Genomic DNA, 16,534 nt, shown 5'->3' on the forward strand with positions numbered 1-16,534 from the left:
TCTGAGGGGACCAAAGCCATGGCAACTCGAGACTTAGAAGAAATCCTTCGCGACGTACGGCGGATCCAGATCGTTGCCCGCCGTCAGGTGAACGATTTGATGGCGGGGGAATACGCCAGCGCGTTCAAAGGCCGCGGCATGGAGTTCGACTCGGTCCGCGAGTATGTACCTGGAGACGATATTCGGAACATTGATTGGAACGTGACTGCTCGCTCCGAGTCTCCTTTCGTGAAAACATTTTGTGAGGAGCGGGAGCTGACCATCATGGTGGCTGTCGACGTGTCGGCTTCCAATGCGTTTGGTTCGAACAGACAATCCAAACTCGATGTCGCTGCCGAGGTTGCAGCGGTTCTCATGTTCACAGCCTTGACCAACAACGATCGTGTCGGGTTGCTGTTGTTCGCAGAAGATATCGTGCGTTACATTCCGCCCAGCAAGGGGCGAGGAAGCGTTCTGCGATTAGTCCGCGAATTGCTTACCGTAGAGCCCGTCCGCGCCCAAACCAACCTGTCATTGGCCCTGGAATATCTCGCGAAAGTGCAACGCCGTCGCTGTGTTGTGTTCTGGATAAGTGACTTTTTGACTAGTTCGTTTGATCGATCGCTCCGAATCACCAACCAAAAGCATGATTGCGTGGCGGTTACGATCACCGATCCACGCGAAGAGGAAATTCCTAACGTCGGGTTCGTGACGCTTCAAGATGCCGAGACAGGCAAGATGTTGGAGCTCGACACTTCTAGTAAAGCGGTCCGCAATTGGCTGCGAGCACGCACCAAGCAAAGGCGCGATTCGCTGGAGCAAACTTTGCGGCAAGCGGGGGTTGATCGACTGGATATCCGGACCGACGAACCTTACGCAAAGAGTCTGCACGCATTCTTTCATGGACGGGAGAAGCAGCGATGACGAGATCATTCAAAAAGATTCTGGGCTTGCTACTAGTAGGCTTGCATCCAGTTGTTTCGATTTGCAGCGCGGTATTGCTGGCACTGGTGATCACGTCAACAGGCTGCGATTCCTCAGGGCCGGTGGATCGAAAAGCGAAATCGACTTCGTCAACCGATGAGCGAATTGTTCGAGTCACGGATAGAAAAGGAGTTACTCTCAACGTTGAGGTCGCACCAAAGGAGCCAAAGCTCTCTGATTTGGTTGACTTAACAATTACCATCACCTACCCAACGTCTATGCGAATTGAACCGCCTGTGTTTGGACAGTCGGTGGGCGACTTTGCAGTACGAGACTATAGCGAACGAACGAACTCTTCGCCAAATACCTCCAAATCCGAACAAGGTACTGCCCCCAAGTCGAGTTCCGATACAACTCAAGTGATTCGGTACAAGCTGGAACCGATGTTCAGCGGCAAGCATTTGATCCGCTCGATTCCAATTGTATTGATTGAAAAATCGGATGACGGGGAGGAAGTTCGTGAAATCTTGCAATCGGAACCAATCGAAGTTGTGGTTGTATCCGAATTTGGAGAGGTAAGCTCGGATCTTAGTCAAGTTGACCCGATGATCGATCCGGTCGCACCGAAACAAAGCTCGTTGTGGCTGGGCTTGGTGACCTTAGCGGTGGTGTTAACAGCCGTAGCAGTCGTCTTGGCCGCTATCCGAAAACGCAAATCGTTACCAGTTGTCGTACCGAGGCTGTCACCCGAAGATGCGGCCAAAATCGCTTTGTTGCAGCTTGTGGCAGAAGAGCTGCCCTCGAAAGGGCTGGTTAAAGAATTCTATTTGAGACTGACAGGAATTGTTCGTATTTTTATTGAGGGCAAGACAGGATTGCGTGCTCCCGAACAGACCACAGAGGAATTTTTGCGAGACATGCGGGCTTGTAAGCACTTTGATGGTCCGCAAGCGAATCGGTTGCAAGAGTTTTTGACTGCGGCTGACCTAGTCAAGTACGCTGGTCAAACACCCGATGAATCCAGTATAAGGGAATCCCTCCACCGGGCCGAAGAGTTTATTTCCATGCGATTTTCTTCGGAAGCCAATGAGGGGCCGAATTCCCAAATGGGCAATGGCTCAACGAGCAAACCAGGAGACACACTGGGGAAGAAACCTGGGGAGAGACAGCATGGTTGAGTCGTTCCGATTTCAGTCTTGGTATATTCTCATCGCGATTCCAATCGTTGTTGGATTACTCGTTTGGGTGAATCGAAGATCGGCTCGCCCCAGGGTGGTGTTTTCGAGTTTGGATGGGCTCGAGCACTGCCCGATGACAGTAATTGGTCAGGTGCGTCCCCTGTTGCCATGGCTGACCGGGGTGGGATTCGTGCTATTCACAATCGGATTAGCACGCCCTCAGTGGGGCAGAAGCGAATCGCGAATCAGCGGTGAAGGAATCGCCATTCAATTGGCCATCGATATCTCTGGTTCGATGGAGGCGATCGACTTTCAAATCAACAACGAGGATGTTGATAGACTCACTGCTGTTAAGGAAGTCGTCAAGGAGTTTGTGCAGGGCTCCAAAGCGAGCGGTCTACCCGGTCGGCGTGACGATAGTATTGGCTTGGTCGCGTTTGGCGGGTTTGCTGATAGCAAATGCCCCGTGACCCTCGACCACGGCGCTCTGATTGACATCGTTGATTCGCTTGAGGTTCCTAAAGCGGTTCGAGATCGACGCGGGCGAGTGATCAACGAACAAGCATTGCAGGAGGAGCTGGCCACCGCCATCGGCGACGGGTTAGCATTGAGCATTAGCCAGCTGAAAGAATCCAAGGCTAAGAGCAAAGTTATTATCTTGCTCACCGACGGTGACAACAACGCTGGGGTCGTGGATCCGAGGGAAGCAGCCTTGATCGCGAAAGAGTTCGGGATCAAGGTATACACGATTGGGATCGGCAGAAACGGGATTGTCCGGATTCCCAGGGAAGATGAACTCGGACGGAGGGTGCTGGTACCTGCGCAGTTTCGAGTAGACGAGCGATTGCTAAAGGAAATTGCTGACGAAACGGGCGGGTTGTTTTTTAACGCGTCTGATTCAGAGGGGCTAACCAGAGTTTACGCCAAGATCGATGCTTTGGAAAAGAGCCAGTTGGAAGAGACCAAGTTCGCTCAATACCACGAGTTGTATCCTTGGTTCGTGACGATTGGACTTTTACTGTTGGGACTCGTCCATGGGTTGAACGCAACACGATTTCGCAGTTTGACATAGGTGGCATAGAGATGGATTGGCGCAATGCAAGTTTGCTGATTTGGTTGCTACCGGCTATCGGAGGTTGGTTAGGGCTATCGATCTATACGGTGTACCGCAACCGAACAGCCCGAGAACGATTTATGGAATCCACGATGTCAGAGAAGCTTATGCCGAGCCATTCTCTGGCGCGAAAAATTGGAAAGATTGTTTTGCAAACCACCGGTATTGCAGCGTTGGTTATCGCACTGGCGGGACCGCAGTTCGGAGAACAGATTGAGACGATCGTTCCAAAGGGTAGCGACCTTTATATCTTGCTCGACGTGTCTCGATCCATGTTGGCCGATGACGTTTTCCCCAGTCGACTTGATCGAGCCAAAGCCGACATTAGCACACTGGTCAGCGATATGACAGGCGAGCGTGTGGGATTGATCGCGTTTGCAGGACAAGCGGTCGTGAAGGTACCGTTGACGGTCGACTACGAATCCTTTCGACGAGCCTTAGCAGACGTTGACACCACGAGCGCTCCGAGAGGCGGGACTGCGATCGGTGATGCGATTCGAAAGGCATTGGAGGTATTCAAGCCGAACAGTCAACGCGATCAAGCGATTCTGTTAATCACCGACGGGGATGATCAAAAATCAGCTCCCCTCGAAGCGGCTGAAGTCGCGGCGGAGCGTGGAGTTACGATTTTCTCGGTAGGCCTCGGCGATGCGATCCAGGGAGCTCGTATTCCCGTCAAAGATCGAAACGGGCAATTCATCGAGTATGAGGGAGAACAGGTCTGGAGCAAGCTGGACAGTAGTTTGCTGGAACAGATTGCATTGAAGACCTCGGGCGTTTTTATCCCGGCTGGAACCAAGAGCTACGATCTCCGAGAAATATACAAAAACTATCTTACCGATCGCGGTGGCGACACCTCCGAGACACAGACCCGTATCCGACGCGGCGAACAATTTCAATGGTTTCTTGGCTTCGGATTGGTGCTGCTAGTCATTGACCTGTTCTTAAAGCCATATAAGGCTTTGCCAACGGTAGGGGTCGAATCGTCGAATTTCTCGCGAGGCGTAAACTCCATGAGCCGCAATGCCGCCGCCGTATTGACCTTTGTTTACTTAGCGTTCGGTGCAGCCACCTGTTCCTCTGCAAACGATGCAAAGGCCAATATAAAACAAGGTCTACGTCAATATGAGCAATCTGACTTCGAAAAAGCGAGCGAGCTGTTTGCCAAGGCGGGAGATACGTTGCGAGAGTCCAAGAGTGATGCGCAGCATATGGCTTATTTTGATCAAGCTTGCGCGGAGCAACGTCTCGGTAACAAAAACAAAGCCATGGATTTGTATCTTCAGGCAGCCATGGCCCGCGATCGAGTCCTCGCAGCCAAAGCAAAGTTCAACTTAGCCCGTCTGCATGTGGATGCAGCTCAAGAGCTTTGGGGGGACGGGGCAACGGTCATTGAGAAGACTGAGGATCGAGAAAAGATCGTAGACGAAGCCCGACAGGCGATAGCAGCTTATCGATCTAGCATGGATCTGGATCCTGATTCCACGGCAGCTAGAAGAAACATAGAAATCGTCCGGCAGTGGCTGAAAGTCGTCACCGACCAGTGGAGTGATTACGATCGAAATAAACGACGCAACGAAGCCGACTTGCTACAGTTCCTGGATTATATGCAAGGAGCTCAAGGAGAGTTACAGACAGCTTCTGCGGCTCTTAGAGATATGTTCCAACTCGATCGACATGCGGAACTCAAGCTTTTGCAGGATAGTTTGCTTGAAGAGTTTCCGTTCTTGAACGAAAAAATCCAGGAAGCATTAACCCCGAACGAAGAGGATTCCCAGATATCGGTCTCTGAGGACGAAAAGCGAGAGCTGAAAAAGGTTGTTGACTTGATGCTCGGGTGGTCGGACACCTCTCGCGATCACATGAAACTCTCGTCGAAGTCTCTAGGCAAGTTCAAAGCCTCCGAGTCGCTAGAGTCGCAGCAAAAATCGCTCGATGAGCTCGACAAGATATGGAACGCCGTGGCTCCCATCGACGCAACACTCCAGCGTGCGTTGGCGGAACAACGAAAAGTGGAGTCTGCATTAAAGCGATTCGAGGAGGAAACCGAGCAAGAGTCCGTTTCCAAGAAAACCATTCGCGAGCAAGAGCGCGTCTTGGCACGTGCTATCACGCTGAAGCCTAAAGCTGAGGGAATGTTGGCGGAGCTCGAAGCTATGGCCTCGGAGGAAGAATCTTCTGAGAACGCTGAGGAGATGGGAGCTGCAAATGAGCAACAGGAACAGCTCAGAGAGTTTCTCAATAAAGCGATCGAATTAGCCCCAAGCGCCGTTGACGAGATTCAAGCTGCTATTGAGCAAATGAACAAGAATGACGGTGCAGAAGCGTTCGCACATGCTAGCGAAGCTCGAAGAATTCTTGAGGAGATTAGTAAATCTCAGCCCAAGAGTCAGGATCAACAACAAGATCAGCAGCAAGATCAGCAGCAAAACCAAGACTCTCAATCTCAGCAGCAACAGGATCAGCAACAGAACGAATCCGGCGAGGGGGATTCGTCCCAGAATCAGGATCAGGAGCAGTCGCAACAATCCGACGAGAACAAGCAAGAAGGGGATCATGATAAGAACGAAAACCAGAAGGACTCTGGCGAAAAAGATGAAGACAAGGATAAGGACGGAAAAAGCCAGGACGAACAGCAGAAAGATACTGACAAGCAAAAAGAGGATGAGAAGTCGTCTGCCGAAAGTGACGTGAAGAAGGATGACAAAGCACCTTCTCAAGATCGGATCGCCGAAGCGTTACGAAAAGTGCGCGAACGCGAGGCAGAGAAACGCGAACGAGATCGACAGCGAAGGCTTAGGGCTTATGGTCAGCTTTCAGTAGAAAAGGATTGGTAAGCATGATTTCCAAGATGACTAAACTCACTACCTTTCTCGCATCGTTAATCATGGCCTATTCTGTCACCTCGCTTGCGGCAGTGGCACAGACACCTACAGTCCAAGTGATGATTGACAGCGAAGAAATTTTTGTCGGAGAGTCATTTATCTTACAAGCGGTTGTCGAAGACGTTGACTCCTCAGAACAGCCCGACATGAGTCCGCTCGAGGAAGATTTCACCGTTCAGTTCGAGAATGAGCAGTCGATGAATTCTACCTCAGTCGTGATCGTGAATGGCAGGATGACTCGGCAAGAGAATTTGAGGACGATTTATCAGTATCGAATTACTCCAAAGAAGGCAGGTGATCTCACCGTGCCACCGATCTATGTTCGGTTTGACGGAAAAATCATTACCAGCCGTCCAAAGCAGATTCGCGTTCTAGAACCAGAGCCGCAAGAGTATGTCATCATCGAGGTAACGTCGGATCACGAACGCGTTTATCCCACACAGAATTTTCAGGTTAATCTTAAGATATTGGTTCGCGAGTTGCCTGACAGCAATCAAGATCCCTTGATTCCCATTCGGCGCAACCCACCTAGTCTTACAGTCCCGTGGATTGAGCAGGTTGAGGGCTTGCGATTACAGGAGGAGCGTGGTCGATGGTTGCAAAACTTACTGTCCGATCAAGGGTACGGGTTTAGCATCAACGATTACAGCTCGCGGTCTGGTTTTCTTTTCGATGGCCCGCGCGTCGCTCTGTTCGATCTAGTTCGCGGAAAAGAAACACGCAAGCTCGAGGATGGGGAGGAAGCCCAATTCTTCCGATACGAGATCACTCAGACTTTTGCTGCCATCCGTCCGGGCAAGTACACGTTTGGACCAGCGACGGTTCGCGGTACTTTTGTCGTCGATACCAGAGGTCGGGAATATCGTGGTAAGAAGATCGCAGCCTCTACTAAACCTCTCGAAGTCATCGTGAGCGAGGTCCCAACACCCCGGCCGACTGGGTTTGTTGGCGGGATTGGAAAGTTCTCGGCCAGCTTGGATATTTCTCCAACGAATGCTCGGATCGGAGACCCGATGACGTTGACTCTTGATATCACAGGCCAAACAGCCGACTCGCTCGAACAAGTATTTGCACCGGACTTGAGCCAGTTCGAGGTGATCGCTAAGGATTTTGAAATCATGGATCGTTCTCCTGTTGGGAAATTGGAGCGGAATCACAAGATCTTTACTTACGGGATCCGCCCTAAATCCAAGCTAGATGGGTTCCCTGAGTTGGAGTTTTCTAGTTTTGATCCTATAACCGAGAGCTTTGTCGAGTTTAAGTCGAGCGCCATTCCACTCAAGATCGAACAAGGAAGTACCCTTTCCATAAGTGAGCTTGCGGGAACCCGTAGCTCCAAATCTACGACCATCAAACAAGATCGGTCGGGGATTTTTCAGGGGACTCGCGAGATGTATCCGTTCTCGAACGACAGCATCTCGCTACCCGTGTGGTCGGGTTTGGCAGGTGCAAGCTGGTTGATTGCTTTCGCAGGGGCAGGGCTGCTGCGATGGAATCGCAAACGAGTCAAGGATAGCCCAGCGGAACGGATGCAGAGAAGCAAAGGGACGAGCTTGGCATCGTTACAGAGTGCCAAGAATGCTTTGCAGGAAGGCAGAATAGACGAAGCATTAGCCGGAATTCGAGAGTCTTTGGTCGGGCTAGTCGGGGCGATGCGAGGAAATGACGGCCAAGGCTTAACGGCACAGGATATGATCGAGTCGTTGCGAAGTACGAGTTTACCAGAAGCGGACTTGGCAAAGGTCAAGGAAATTTTTGATGCCATCGATTCCTCCAGGTACGGTGGTATGTCGAATTCAGACGTGGCGGTCATGATCGACCAAGCTTCGACTCTTGTGCAACCCATCCATACGGCACTGATGAAAACCCGCCCCCGATTAGCGAGTCGATCAAATCATGCACTGTTGATTGGGATTTTTGCATTCGCTCCCCTCAGCGCGAGCAACCCGGCTAGCTCGGAGTTTGATGTTGCTAATGAGTTTGATCAAGCGGTGATGTTGATCGAGCAGGCCAAGGACAAGGGTGAGTTAGCGGCAGCGGCAAGGCGGCTCGAAGATCTGGAGAGAGCCGGTTTGCAAAGTGGATCGTTGCATGTGCATTGTGGCAACGCATGGTATCAAGCAGGAGAGTATGGAAATGCCATCCGGCACTATCGCATGGCAAAGTTCTATTTGCCGCGAGATGCGTATGTGCAATCCAACTTAGAGCAAGCGCTCAGTGCGGCACCGGGCAGGTTGGACGGTCAGCGAGAGAACGATATCTTGGGGAATGTATTCGTTTGGAGTCGCGTGCTATCTCACCGAGCAAAGGTTCAGGTCGGAACGATGTTGCTCATCGCGGGAGCATGCTTCTTTTTTCTTTACTCGTGGCGAAGTCAGATTCGATTTGTCGTAGCGAGTGGAGTCTGCGTTTTGTTAGCGACTGGCTTGTTGGGAGAAGCGACAGTTCGTTCACCGGAGCGGTTTGCAGCTAGCTATGGGGTACTCAATTCGCAAGCGACTATTCGCAAGGGGATGGGGGACGAATATTCGCCTGCGTTTGATCGGCCATTGCTAGACGGTGCCGAGTTCGAGGTGCTACAGAGTACGCCTAGCTGGACACTAGGGCGTTTCCCTGGCATCGGTGACGGCTGGGTCAAAAACGAGCACGTTGCGGGGGCAGGACTTTAGCCTTTCGACTGCGCCTCAATTAGGGCGAGTCATTTCGAATGAGGAGCCTGTCGCTCAGCCGGGCTAAAAAATAGAGAGGCGGTTTTCCAAAGAGTTCATTCTCCCTCGAGGGAGAGTCGAGCGAAGCTCGGAGAGGGTGAAAGGCACAGCGATGCATTAAAGGTTCGAAGCGTCAGCGATTTCTAAAGCCCCCTCCCCTCGTGATCGTTCCTCCACTCGACCCTCCCGAATTCTTCGGGAGGGTGAAAGGCTGTACGGGATGGCGAGTTTTAGACAATCGGGTCTAACTCGCTCGCATGCGAAAATATTTGAATTGGCACTTCGGGGCGATACCGCTTTTGCAAAGTCACGAGTCTGGTTTGATCCAAAGGATTGGCTTCGATCTGGCGAATACAAATTCTTTTGATTTGCCCGGGATGTTTCCCTGCAATCTTGGCATAGATTTCAGGATCGCGTTCACCACTGTCGCCGATCAACACAAACGATCGATGTGGCATCCGTTTGAGAATGTTGCGAATGACCCCGCCCTTGCCCCTCTTTCGAAAACGCCAACGTTTGAGGATCTCGTCTCGTAATCGAAACCACTTCAAATGGACACTGCCGATGGGGAAACCGAATTGATTAAGAAACTCGCAAAGTGGGAGATAGATCTGCCAGGGGCTGCTGCTTACATAGTGAAAGAGAACACCCTGCTGCGCCCAACTCTGATATAAATCCGCCATACCCTCGATGTCTTCAAACGGCATCGCAAATGTACGTCGCAACATCTGCCTGCTACTGGTGACCTCTGTCAGTTTGATCGTGTCATCGATGTCCGAGATAACGCTTACCCCTTGCTCCTCCGCTAACAAAACAGGGCAACTGTTCCGTTCCCACCGCGCCTCTCGACCTGCACGCAACGGAGACAGGTCACCCGCTAAACCAAACGTTTTGAAGCCAACTAGCTGACTAGCGGGCAAATCGATCTTGCAACTGAACAGACCGCTCCGTTTGGATTTGCGTCGCAGAACATATCGCTGGCCAGCCAATTCAATCTGAATTCGCTCGCCACCGATCGGGTTAAGCAAGAAACCTCTAATGCGCTCACCAAACAATTCTCCAGCGACCATCTCGGGAGTCAAATCGAGAGCTTTCGCTAACCCCCTTAACATCAATCGCTGTGCAAAACTGGTCGATGAACCGTCCCCAATTTGCCCCTGCACCAGAATCCTCCAAACACTCCCACCAGCCATGGGATAGCCAAAGGTAGGGTACAAGGTGACACGCTCATCAGGTTCGTGTCGGTTGGTACACTCTGGGGTTATGGTTAACAGGCCGTCTATATCAGCCCGTTCGCTGGCCCGACCGGTCAGCCAAATCGATTGACTGGGAATTCTGCGACTCCTTGGGTTGTTTGCCTCGGTGATCACCATGTTTTCCAAGCTTAGGTCGTTTCAAACCGTTAACTGCTAAGCTTTCTGAACGTCTACAGATGCTCTCGACTCTATGGATTTGTAAATAGCCTCGATAGCGAGCAGGTCTTTAAGCCCCTCCTCACCCGAAACCTTGGAAGGGCGATTCTCCCGAATACATGCCGCAAAATCGTCCATCTCTGCTCCGAAATGATCTTGCTGGGCGAGATCCACCATCTTGCCATTGACCTCGAGTTGTAGGCCGGAGTAGCTGTAGGCGGGATCCATCTTTGCCATCCCCTTGCCACCATAGGCGACCACCTTGTTCAGCCCGTTGAAATTGTAGCTGGTGCTGCAGTAGGCATCGACACCGCCCGGGAATTTCATCATCCAAGTGATCGACTCGTCAACCTCAGCGAACTTGACTTCGTCGGTTTTCGTTTCCTGTGCCATGATGGATGTTGGCTCTTGACCAGTCAAAAACCGGCAGGCTTGCAAAGCGTAAATCCCCACATCCATCAGGGCACCTCCGCCTGCCAACGCCTTCTTCAACCGCCATTGGTTGGGATCGCCAATCTTAAATCCAAAACCTGCTTCCAGCATCTTCAGGTCGCCGATTGTCTTATCTCTGACCGCAGCTTGCAGTTGGAGGTGGTGCGAAGTGAACTGGCATCGATAGCCTACCGCAAGCTGTCGATTCGCGGCATTGCATGCGGCAATCATTTCGCGGCACTCCTGAGCTGTGTTTGCCATCGGCTTTTCGCACAACACGTGTTTGCCCGCCTTGGCAGCGCGGATCGTGTACTCATGGTGCATGCTGTTGGGGAGGACAATGTAAACCACGTCGACGTTCTCATCAGACGCAATTTTGTCAAAGTTCTCGTAGTTGTAGATGCTGCCAGCGGGGATGCCGTACTGCTCAGCCCATCGCTTCTCTTTTTCCGGAGTACCGGTCACAATCGCAGCAAGGCGACAGTTGGCCGTTTTCTGCAGGGCGGGTGCGATCTGATTCGTGCTTAGGCTCCCCAGCCCGACCAGAGCCACTCCGAGTTTTCGCGAATCGTCTCGCGAGGGAGTGCTGGAGAAGAAACCGGCCTGCGCGACCCCTGCCAAACAGGTTGCCGAAACGCCGGCAGTGAGAAAGTCACGACGGGGGAGAGTCTGTTTGCGTTGCATGGCTTGTTTTCTTTGAGTTGGTGGCAGGAGAATCGAGATGATCGGAACGAATGGATCGGAGAGTGTTAATAAGTTGACGGCCCCGTTGCTTACCGGCCCTGTTGTTTCGCAGGCCTGTTGCTTTGCAGCCCGTTGTTTCGCAGCCCTTGTCCGAGCGGCGTCGCAATTAGCAGCCCTCGAATCAGCTTCCGTGCCGGTTGAGTCGGCGAGCCCCAAGCGTAGCATTGGAATCGTCCCCTCCAGGCTCCGACCGCCTCATTTTACTCTAACATCACCCTCTATGGGGAGTGCTACCCGGGAGGAATGCGACCTTATTGAACCCTGGTAATTCGCGAAAAACCACGGTTAAGTTCGAAGAAGAACCTCAATTTCCTGCAAAAACATTAACGAAAGAGCAACGGAAACTTCATGTCCGGAATTCTGGGAGCCTTGTTGATCCGCCAACTTCGTTGGATTAGCATAGAGTGTGGTTTCCTCTTGTCTTACCTTCACCGAATTTTCACCATGCGAATTCCAAAACTGGCTCTTGCTGCGATCGTGACCGTTTCCACCTCTGGGCTATCAATGGGCCAGGATCCACTCATGGAGTTGTACGGCAAAGGGGTCCACACCTACTTCCGAGGAGACCACACCACCGGTGCGAACATTCTAACGGAAGCGATTTCAGCCGGGCTCCGGGACCCACGGGCTTTCTATTATCGCGGCCTCTGCAACATGAGCGTTTTGGGTATCGACTCGGCCATTGCAGATTTTGAAGAGGGGGCCCGCTTAGAAATGTTGAACCGGTCCTCGGTCGACATCGGCCGGTCCTTGGAACGCATCCAAGGGCACGCAAGAGCAGAGATCGAAAAAGCACGCAGCAAGGCCAAGCTGGCTGCTCGAGCAACTATTCTCGAGCAACAAAAATCTCGCCTGGAAATGATGTTGCAAAAAGGAGCTGGAGCTGTTTTAGTTACGCCCGAAGAAGGCAGCCCGTTCGGTGCGACGACCACACCGCTCGCTCCCAATGACCCGCTTAGAGAAGCCCCAAAGACCCCTAGGGCTCCCGATGTTTTGCAACCGTCCGAAGTCGATACGATACCGTTTCCAACCACAGATCCAGTGAAGCCTGCAGATGACGACATCTTTGGCGGTGGATCGACGACTCCAGCTACACCAAAGAGCGACGATAGCGATCCCTTCGCTTTCTAGCGAATTCACATTCCCCTAGAGTGAAGCAACATCCTGAGTGCACCACATCCTCAAGAACGAAGGGTGTGGTGCGCGAACATGCCCTTCGTTCCTCAGAGCGTGCCCCCCAGTCCCTATCGATCATCTCTCCCTCCGTGCTGAAAACTCCGCGCTGATTAGCATTCCACGCCCCCCCACCTCAGACAATCCTACCCTCCATGTTCAAAAGTTTGATCAATCTGCATCGTGCGATGTTTTTTGCACTCGGTGCTTGCTCCATTGCAACCTCAGTTGTTGCACAGCAACCGCTACAGCTCGAGCGATTTGAAAAGACCGTTGTTGTCGAAGGCCTCGTTCAACCAATGGAGTTGGATATCGCACCGGACGGTGCAATCTATCTCATCGAACTGGGGGGAACACTCAAACGAATCGATCCCAATACCGGTGATCAGGAAGTGGTCGGCACCTTGACCGTTACAACCGCCCAGGAAAACGGACTTATCGGGCTCGCTCTCGATCCAAACTTCGCGACGAATCAATGGGTCTATCTGCAATACTCCCCCCCCGATTTTAGTGGTCAGCATGTAAGCCGCTTTACGCTAAAGGATGGAAAGCTCGACCACGACAGCGAAAAGATTCTACTTCGGTACGAAGAGCAGCGGAGGGAGTGTTGTCATCACGCCGGCTCGTTGGAGTTCGGCCCAGATGGATGTCTCTACATTGGCACAGGAGATAACACGAATCCATTCGATGATTCGCAGGGCTATGCTCCTATCGACGAGAGACCCGGTCGCGAGCCGTGGGATGCACAGCGAACCAGCGGAAACACGAAAAGCTATAACGGCAAGATTCTGCGTATCCGTCCCGAACTAGACGGAACTTACTCGATTCCTGAAGGCAACCTATTTCCGAAAACAGGCGAAGAGGGGCATCCTGAGATTTATGTCATGGGTTGCCGCAACCCATGGCGGATTAACGTGGACGCTCGTACCGGTTACTTGTACTGGGGAGACGTCGGTCCAGATGCTGGAGGAGATAACGAGCGTGGCCCAAGAGGCTACGACGAAATCAACCAGGCACGGAAAGCGGGCAACTTTGGCTGGCCCTATTTTATCGGCGACAACTATGCCTACTCGATGATCGATTTTGAGACCAAGGTTATCGGCGAACGCCAGAATCCCGCTGCACCCAGGAACCGGTCCAGAAATAACACCGGGTCGGAATTGTTACCTCCCGCACAGCCCGCCATGATCTACTATCCAGGCGGTGCGTCCGCCGAGTTTCCTGAATTGGGCTCCGGTGGTAGAACGGCCTGTGCCGGACCGGTTTACTACTTTGATCAAACGAATCCCTCGACAACCAAGTTTCCCGAGGAATACCACTCCACGTTGTTTGCATTCGAATGGTCACGGAACGCCATCTATGCTGTTCATCTCGATGCGGATTCCAATTTGAAGAAACTGGAGCGATTCCTCCCCAACCAATCCTTCGTTCGTCCCATCGATTTGCAGTTCTGTGCGAATGGGGCTCTCTACGTGATCGAGTACGGGGAAACTTGGGGCGTAAATCCGGATGCGAAACTATCGCGCATCGATTACGTGCGAGGGAATCGCACGCCAGTCGCAGTAGCCGACGTCAAAAATAACATTGGGCGTGAGCCACTCCAGATCGAGTTGAATGCCACTCGGTCATTTGACAAAGATGGGGATGCACTCACCTTTGAGTGGGCCATTTTCGATAACCGCACAACGAATCCGACGCGAACTGTCGTCAGCAACCTCGCCGAAGAAGCCATCACTGTCGACCAACCTGGCGTGTATACCATCGAGCTCGCGGTCACCGACATTCATGGTGCCAGAGCGACGGCAACGCAACCTGTGATAGTTGGTAACTCACGCCCCGAAGTGATTTTCTTGGAACCTCGCGATGGCACTTTCTACACCCCAGGAGCCCCGATCCCGTTCAAAATTGCCATTCGAGATACGGAAGACGGCAGCAGCTTGGATGACGACATCGACAACGGAGACTACGAACTGATCGATGGCTCAGCTCCGACTCGAGTTTTCGTAGAGGCCAGCCTCGTTAATACTGGATACCAAGACCAACAAGCCGATGCGCCTGGGTTGGCCCTCATGAGAAAAAGCGATTGTTTGAATTGTCACGCGAAAGCTCAACGAATCATAGGGCCGAGCTTTCTGGAAATCGCCGATAAGTATCGAGACCAGCCTCACCAGAACATCCTATCGGCTCAACGTATTGTCAAAGGTTCGTCTGGAGTTTGGGGCCAAGTGGGCATGTTGCCCCACTCGCAACTAAGCGAAACGGATGTCCTGAAGATGGTGGATTTCATTTTCTCGCTCACAGCGGACTCGGCGAACCCTTCCTCAACTGGCTTTCGAAACACGATCGAAATCCCTTGGCAAGACGGACGGGTGCAGTTGAGTGCTCTGTACACAGATTTGGGACGGGACGAGCTGCCGAAATTGACCGGAACTGCGACTGTAACACTTCGCAATCCGAACATCCAAGCAGAATCGGCTGATGAGTTCCACGGTACGCAGAAGCTTGGTTCAGCCGCTGCACAAGGTGAAGCTTTTATGGGAGCGATCAATCACAAAGGATACTTGAAGTTCGAGCGTTTTGGTTTCGATGGGATCCGCAGCATAACGGTTCGTGTCGCTAGCGCCGGAGCAGGCGGGACGATCGAGTTTCGCCGTGGGAGCCAAGATGGTGCGCTGCTCGGCGAAGTCCTGGTAGAAGTAAACGGTAAATGGGAAGAGTTCTACGACAAGGAGCTATCACTGGCACCGAGTGAAGGAATCGATGACCTGTTCCTGGTCTTTAAGAACGAAAAGAACCAAGGTGGGCTGATGAACATCGATTCGTTCCAAGTTCGTTAGAGCGCAAGCTCCTAACCGCAAGATTCTTCTTCGCAGGATGCCAATTCGGTCGTCGATTGCGTGTTCGTCGATTGCGTTTCGGGATCAACTCCTGATGGATCGAGGTGCTTGGGAAAATACTGTTCGACGACCGAATAAAATTGCTCGGGTGTCTCGACCTTCGCGACATGCGTTCGAAAATGTCGCGCACCGTGCTTGCTTTGGGCGTAGCAGCACGCAAATTTGCGCATCAACAGTGTCCCTTTCTCTGGTCCGAATCGCTGAGCCACCAAATCGTAATGCCTCAGCATGCACTCTTTCTGCTCCTCAACTGTTGGATCGGGTGGGATTGGTTTGCCTGCAATCGCTGCGGCTGCTTGGGCGAATAGCCACGGTCTACCCATCGATGCGCGTGCAATCATTATCCCATCCACTCGATAGGTCCGGAACGCGTGCACGACTTGCTCGGCGCTTTGCAGATCACCATTACCGATGAGTGGAATCTTCTCGAGATGGTCCTTGATCTCCGATATGCGCGTCCAGTCGGCTGAGCCTCGAAAGAAGTCTTCGGCTGTGCGACCATGAACGGTGAGTGCGGACGCCCCCGCCCGCTCAACGGTCTTGGCGACTTCGATGTGATTCATGGTCTTACGCGTGCAGCCCAATCGGATCTTGGCCGTGACAGGCGTTGGGTAGCAAGCCTCTACCAATCTCGAAATGATGGCGTACATCCGTTCAGGATCACGCAAAAGATAGGAGCCGCTGTGCGCCTTTTCGGTTACCTGCTTTACAGGGCACCCGAAGTTGATGTCTACCACCGATACTTGATATTCCTCCACCAACCGCTTGCCGACTTTGGCCATCGTTTCGGGGTCATTGTCCCAAATCTGAACCGCTAACGGGCGAGCCTCGTCTTTGATGCCCCACAATCGATCGGGGTGCTCGCAATCGTGCTCGTCCAACCAGACGAATCCACGGGCATTGATCATTTCCGTCGCTTGAAGACCGGCTCCTCCATAGTCGCGAACGATCTGGCGGAAAGCATAATTGGTGTAACCTGCCATCGGCGCCTGGAAAATGGGTGGGTCAATCTTGAGATTGCCAATCCAAATAGGCTTTACGAGAGGAACAGGGGCGGTGGTTGTGTCGAAAAGTTGGGTAGCTGTCAT

Annotated in this window: 10 protein-coding genes; 7 read left to right on the forward strand and 3 right to left on the reverse strand. The window is 52.4% G+C overall.

Translation table 11 applies throughout. The features are described from left to right. The first annotated feature begins 18 nt into the window (after window positions 1–18). Genes SH449x_RS02245 through SH449x_RS02265 form a run of 5 tightly spaced genes read left to right on the forward strand, consistent with a single transcriptional unit; the run spans window position 19 to window position 8,749 of the window. Window positions 19–903, forward strand: coding sequence for a DUF58 domain-containing protein (locus SH449x_RS02245; RefSeq protein ID WP_482379692.1), 885 nt, complete (start codon window positions 19–21; stop codon window positions 901–903). Further along, window positions 900–2,081, forward strand: coding sequence for a hypothetical protein (locus SH449x_RS02250; protein ID WP_482379693.1), 1,182 nt, complete (start codon window positions 900–902; stop codon window positions 2,079–2,081). The genes SH449x_RS02245 and SH449x_RS02250 overlap by 4 nt, the downstream gene beginning before the upstream one ends. After that, window positions 2,074–3,153, forward strand: coding sequence for a VWA domain-containing protein (locus SH449x_RS02255; RefSeq protein WP_482379694.1), 1,080 nt, complete (start codon window positions 2,074–2,076; stop codon window positions 3,151–3,153). The genes SH449x_RS02250 and SH449x_RS02255 overlap by 8 nt, the downstream gene beginning before the upstream one ends. Then, window positions 3,075–6,032 (forward strand): VWA domain-containing protein, encoded by a 2,958-nt coding sequence (locus SH449x_RS02260; RefSeq protein WP_482379695.1) that lies wholly within the window; start codon window positions 3,075–3,077, stop codon window positions 6,030–6,032. Before SH449x_RS02255 ends, SH449x_RS02260 begins: the two co-directional genes overlap by 79 nt. Before the next feature lie 2 nt (window positions 6,033–6,034). Next, complete coding sequence (locus SH449x_RS02265; RefSeq protein ID WP_482379696.1) at window positions 6,035–8,749, forward strand: BatD family protein; 2,715 nt, start codon at window positions 6,035–6,037, stop codon at window positions 8,747–8,749. Window positions 8,750–9,018: 269 nt separating this feature from the next. Here SH449x_RS02265 and SH449x_RS02270 read toward each other — a convergent pair whose 3' ends face one another. Together SH449x_RS02270 and SH449x_RS02275 are read right to left on the reverse strand one after the other, a co-directional pair. Further along, complete coding sequence (locus SH449x_RS02270) at window positions 9,019–10,161, reverse strand: phosphatase domain-containing protein (RefSeq protein WP_482379697.1); 1,143 nt, start codon at window positions 10,159–10,161, stop codon at window positions 9,019–9,021. A gap of 36 nt (window positions 10,162–10,197) precedes the next feature. After that, on the reverse strand, window positions 10,198–11,541 hold the full coding sequence (locus SH449x_RS02275) for a Gfo/Idh/MocA family protein (protein WP_482379698.1): 1,344 nt from the start codon (window positions 11,539–11,541) through the stop codon (window positions 10,198–10,200). Window positions 11,542–11,820: 279 nt separating this feature from the next. On the opposite strand from SH449x_RS02275, the gene SH449x_RS02280 reads away from it, so the two are divergent. Both SH449x_RS02280 and SH449x_RS02285 read left to right on the forward strand, forming a co-directional pair. Beyond that, the gene (locus tag SH449x_RS02280) at window positions 11,821–12,507 is read left to right on the forward strand and encodes a hypothetical protein (protein ID WP_482379699.1); all 687 of its coding nucleotides are present in this window, start codon (window positions 11,821–11,823) and stop codon (window positions 12,505–12,507) included. 197 nt (window positions 12,508–12,704) lie between these two features. Next, window positions 12,705–15,386 carry a PQQ-dependent sugar dehydrogenase gene (locus SH449x_RS02285; RefSeq protein WP_482379700.1) on the forward strand — a complete coding sequence of 894 codons (2,682 nt, stop codon included), beginning with the start codon at window positions 12,705–12,707 and terminating at the stop codon, window positions 15,384–15,386. Window positions 15,387–15,397: 11 nt separating this feature from the next. Here the strand turns inward: SH449x_RS02285 and dusB are convergent, their stop codons facing one another. Then, window positions 15,398–16,534, reverse strand: coding sequence for a tRNA dihydrouridine synthase DusB (gene dusB / locus SH449x_RS02290; protein ID WP_482379701.1), 1,137 nt, complete (start codon window positions 16,532–16,534; stop codon window positions 15,398–15,400).

It is taken from the genome of Brakhagea baltica, from assembly GCF_052161605.1.
Classification (GTDB): domain Bacteria; phylum Planctomycetota; class Planctomycetia; order Pirellulales; family Pirellulaceae; genus JBKCUI01.

What these genes read in the sequence shown, in the direction of transcription:
- SH449x_RS02245 (WP_482379692.1), top strand. Translation starts at nt 19, where the DNA reads ATGGCAACTCGAGACTTAGAAGAAATCCTTCGCGACGTACGGCGGATC.
- SH449x_RS02250 (WP_482379693.1), top strand. Translation starts at nt 900, where the DNA reads ATGACGAGATCATTCAAAAAGATTCTGGGCTTGCTACTAGTAGGCTTG.
- SH449x_RS02255 (WP_482379694.1), top strand. Translation starts at nt 2,074, where the DNA reads ATGGTTGAGTCGTTCCGATTTCAGTCTTGGTATATTCTCATCGCGATT.
- SH449x_RS02265 (WP_482379696.1), top strand. Translation starts at nt 6,035, where the DNA reads ATGATTTCCAAGATGACTAAACTCACTACCTTTCTCGCATCGTTAATC.
- SH449x_RS02270 (WP_482379697.1), bottom strand. Translation starts at nt 10,161, where the DNA reads ATGGTGATCACCGAGGCAAACAACCCAAGGAGTCGCAGAATTCCCAGT.
- SH449x_RS02275 (WP_482379698.1), bottom strand. Translation starts at nt 11,541, where the DNA reads ATGCTACGCTTGGGGCTCGCCGACTCAACCGGCACGGAAGCTGATTCG.
- SH449x_RS02280 (WP_482379699.1), top strand. Translation starts at nt 11,821, where the DNA reads ATGCGAATTCCAAAACTGGCTCTTGCTGCGATCGTGACCGTTTCCACC.
- SH449x_RS02285 (WP_482379700.1), top strand. Translation starts at nt 12,705, where the DNA reads ATGTTCAAAAGTTTGATCAATCTGCATCGTGCGATGTTTTTTGCACTC.
- dusB (WP_482379701.1), bottom strand. Translation starts at nt 16,534, where the DNA reads ATGACAGCTACCCAACTTTTCGACACAACCACCGCCCCTGTTCCTCTC.